Raw genomic sequence first — 4,047 nt, 5'->3', positions numbered from 1 at the left:
CGTTGTACTTCTTCGGTGCCGGCATCGCTGGTGTTCCTCCCAGGTTTCGATGTCTCCATCAAACCCGGTGCGGAACAGCCCGCTGGCGGCGGCATCCCGTCGAGGGGCAGACCGTGGTCCATTCCGATCACGGCAGCCCAATACACCAGTTGGGCTTTCGGGCAGCGGCTCCGGTCCGCCGGGCTGCTCGGCTCGATGGGATCCATCGGCGACTGCTACGACAATTCGCTGGTCGAGTCGTTCTTCTGCTCGATGCAGCTCGAACTGCTCGACCGCCAGCCCTGGGCAACCCGCCAGGAACTGGCCAACGCCATCTTCGAATGGATCGAAGCCTGGAACAACCCACGCCGACGCCACTCAAGCCTTGGCAACCTGTCCCCGATCGACTACGAACAACAACACACCCCGGCCGCAACCGCGGCCTGACCATCACACGGAAGCCGTCCGGGAAACCGGGGGAAGCTCAACCCTCACCGAAGAATGGGCCTACGCCAAGCCCTACACCTCAGAAACCGCCCGCCGCGCCACCTTGCCCGCCTGACTGCACGCCTACAACAATCACCGCACACACACCGCACTCGACGGCCAACCACCCGCCAGCCGCGTCCCCAACCTCTCCGGACAGAACAGGCGTACGACCTGACCACGTTCGGGCCCAACGCTTTATGCTGAATCGCGGTGCCTGTACGACTCGTCAGCCAACGCCCCAACCTCGACGAGCGGGATCCCCACTCTCCGCTACCCGGCGAAAACCTGAACCTCGACCAGGGACAGGGGAGTTGGTGCCGACCAGCTGGACCCGTACGTACCGACCGGTGCGGCCGACGTCGGTCGTCGTCGGCGATCTAGCCTGGCCTGGCCTGGAAGAGTGGACCGACCCTACCCCCCCCCGGCGGAGCGAGGTCTGGTTTAGCGCTTTCGGAGCTCAAGAGCACGTCAGAGATGCACACCTGGGAGTTGATCAGCCGGTTGGCGCAGGACTTGTCGGTACGCTCCAGATCTGCGATTTGCCGAGACAGCCTCCACCGCCCCGCCCGCCATTGGGCTCAGACTCAGACCCTGTGCGTGACCGATTCGCCGCTCTACGCCCCATTGGTGCTGCCGTCCACCGCACGCTCACAAGAGGCAACGCGCTACTGGACAGCGGGTTTGGAACGGGCGAGATTCCACCTCAACACGTCCACCCGTACCGGCGCGCGAACCAACCAATCCTCGGAGGCGACCATGCCGGTGAGGGTGTACGAACCGTCCGGGGTATCGGCAGGGACATTAATTTTGAACTGCGCCGTCCCTGACTCGCCCGAGCGCAGCGGTGTGAGCCATACGTCGCCCGGCTGCACCGACCACCCGTCCGGCACGTGCACACTGGCGCGAGCAGCCGGCATCTTGAGTTGGTCGGCCGCGGTAAGCGTGAGCGCTACGGGCAGTTCCGTGCCGGGCCGCCACGCAGCATCGGGGACCTGCACGGCCACCACCGCCTGGGCGACGATGCGGAAAGTCTCACCAGGGCGGGTGGGCAGGCGCAGCAGGTCACCGTCGATGGTGTGGTCGGCCAGGCGCCCGTCACCACGGTAGACCCTGACTTTGCCCGACAACATGTCACTGCGCAGGACAGCCTCGCCTCCCCTATCGGAGGTGAGCCGGATCTCGGTCGGTGTGCCGCAACGCCAGGTGGCACCGACGGTGAAGGCACCTCGGGCGCGCAACCCGTCCACCTTGCCGTCACGCCACGCCCCTGGCAGGGCCGGCAGCAGATCGATCGTCCCGAGGTGGCTTTGCAGGAGCATCTCGCTCATGCCGGACGTGGCACCGAAGTTGCCGTCAGTCTGGTAGGGCGGGTGCGTGTCCCAGAGGTTCGGCAGGGTGCTGCTCTGCAGTTGGTCGCCGATCAGCTTGTGGGCGCGATCGCCGTCGAGCAGCCGGGCCCAGAAATTGATCTTCCACGCCTTGCTCCACCCCGTGCCAGCGTCCGTGCGGGCGTTGAGCGAGACCTTGGCAGCGTCGGCCAGCTCCGGCGTAGTGCGGGGCGAAATCTGCCGGCCCGGGTGAACAGCGAACATGTGGGAGACGTGACGGTGAGTCTCGTTCGGATCGTCGATGTCGGCCTTCCACTCCTGCAACTGCCCCCACGAGCCGATCCGCAACCCCGGGTCCAACTCCCGAAGAATAGCCTCCACCTCGGCGGCGAACCCGGCATCCCCAACGGTGCCGGCAGCCTCTCGCACGTCAGTGAACAGGTGCCAGAGGATCTGCTGAGACATCGACGCGCCGGCGGACGACGAGCCGATCTCCGGCGAACGACTCGGAACGACCACCAGCTTGCCGTCGCGGGGGTCGATCTGGAGGAAATCCAGCCAGAACTCCGCCGTCTCCCGCATCACGGGGTAGGCGACCTCGGCGAGGAACTTCTCATCCAGCGAGAACCGGTAGTGGTCGTAAAGTTGCTGGGCCAACCACGCCCCGGATTCCGGAAAGTAGTACGCGGGGTGGTCCCATGCCCCGGTGTGGCCGTAGATGTTCGACGCGTGATGGACGACCCATCCCCGACGCGAGCCGTACATCTGCGCGGCGGTGACCCGCCCCGGCTCGCGCAGGCGATCGACGTAGTCGAACAGCGGCGTCGCAGTCTCCGACAGGTTGGTCGTCTCGGCCGGGAAGTAGTTCATTTGCAGGTTAATGTTCAGGTGGTAATCCGCCTGCCACGGCGGCGCCTCCATGTCGTTCCACACCCCTTGCAGGTTCGCCGGCAGCGACCCCGGACGCGAGGAGGCTATCAGCAGGTACCGGCCGTACTGGTAAAACAGTTCCTCGAGCGCCAGGCCGGCCGGCGAGCTGCCACCGTCGTACCGGCTCAACAGATCGTCGGTCGGGATGTCCGGCAGTTTCCCACCGAGGTCCAGGTTGACCCGGTTGAACAGCTTGGCGTAGTCGGCCTCGTGGTCGGCCAGCAGCGCCTGGTACCCCCGCACGGCCGCGTGGTCAACCAGCCCGGTCACCCGCTCATGCGGGTTCTCGCCCCGATAGGACGGGTAGTCGTTGGCGTAGTCGGTGCTGGCGGCGAGGATCACCACGACGCTGTCAGCGCCTGCGACGGTCACCGAGCCACCCGGTCCGTCGTTCCTGGTCCCACCCTCGTTGATCACCTGCAGCTGCGTCTCGTACTTCAGCCCGTTGCTGTTCAGTGCGCCGTTCACGGTGATCCGGCCGTTTGCTGCGCGGGCCGAACTCGACCGATTGGACGGGACGGCGATCCGGGCGGTGACGTCGATCCGGCCCGGCTGATCCGCGTCGAGCCGACCCACGATCACGCCGCCCGGCGCGGTGGCGAAATACTCCCGGGTGAACCGGACCCCGTCCGCGACATAGGAAACACCAGCCACCGCGCGGCAGATGTCCAGATGGCGGCGATACTGGCTGACCGACGCGGGGTTGCCAAAGGTCAGACGAAGGTCACCGAAGCTCTGGTATGCCCCAAACCGGCGGTGCCGCGGCGAGTCCGATGGCAGACCCAGCCGCTGCAGCACGTACTCCGGGCAGACCTGACCCTCTTCCCAGATTCGCTGCCGGACCTCTCCCAGCGCCCCCGGCCGTGGCTCCTGCCAGTTGCCGAAGTTGTAGTCCGGCACACCGGGGCCTCCGGTCCACAGCGACTTGTCGTTGAACTGCAGCCGCTCGCCCTGCACGCCACCGAATACGGTCGCACCGAGGGCGCCGTTGCCGATCGGCAGTGACCGGCTCTCCCAGCCGTTGTGCGAATCCGGGGCGGGCTCGTCATACCAGAGCACAAGCTCGGAATCCTGGCCTCGTCGAGCACCGTCGACCACCGACGAGGCGCCGGCGGTGGCTGGAACTACACCGAGGGTTGGGGAGAGCACGACCATGACGACGCCTTTCAATTCCGTAGGAACGTCGAGCATTGCCGGCGCTCCGCGAGTTCGAGCACGATTGGGCAGCGCCCTCAGTCGGAGGTGCGGCCGACCGAGACCCGGCAGGTGAGCACGTGCTCGCCTGCCGGGAGCAGTTTCCGCAGCGTGGGCAGCACCGTAC

At 66.4% G+C, this 4,047-nt stretch carries 2 protein-coding genes and 1 pseudogene; 2 read left to right on the top strand and 1 reads right to left on the bottom strand.

The window, feature by feature from the left end; all coding sequences use genetic code 11:
* Positions 1-426, top strand: a 426-nt coding sequence (locus tag ACVCAH_RS37540) for a transposase (protein WP_447140958.1), incomplete at its 5' end; no start/stop codon positions are given.
* A 40-nt stretch (positions 427-466) separates the two neighbouring features.
* Positions 467-643: pseudogene (locus ACVCAH_RS37535) on the top strand (IS481 family transposase); the annotation flags it as partial.
* A 490-nt stretch (positions 644-1,133) separates the two neighbouring features.
* Here ACVCAH_RS37535 and ACVCAH_RS37530 read toward each other — a convergent pair.
* Positions 1,134-3,917, bottom strand: coding sequence for a glycosyl hydrolase family 95 catalytic domain-containing protein (locus tag ACVCAH_RS37530; protein ID WP_447140957.1), 2,784 nt, complete (start codon positions 3,915-3,917; stop codon positions 1,134-1,136).
* Between the last annotated feature and the right edge of the window lie 130 nt (positions 3,918-4,047).

The organism is Micromonospora sp. LZ34, from assembly GCF_052981855.1.
The sequence above is the reverse complement of the archived record's forward strand: the minus strand, read 5'-3'. Positions and strand labels throughout refer to the sequence as shown.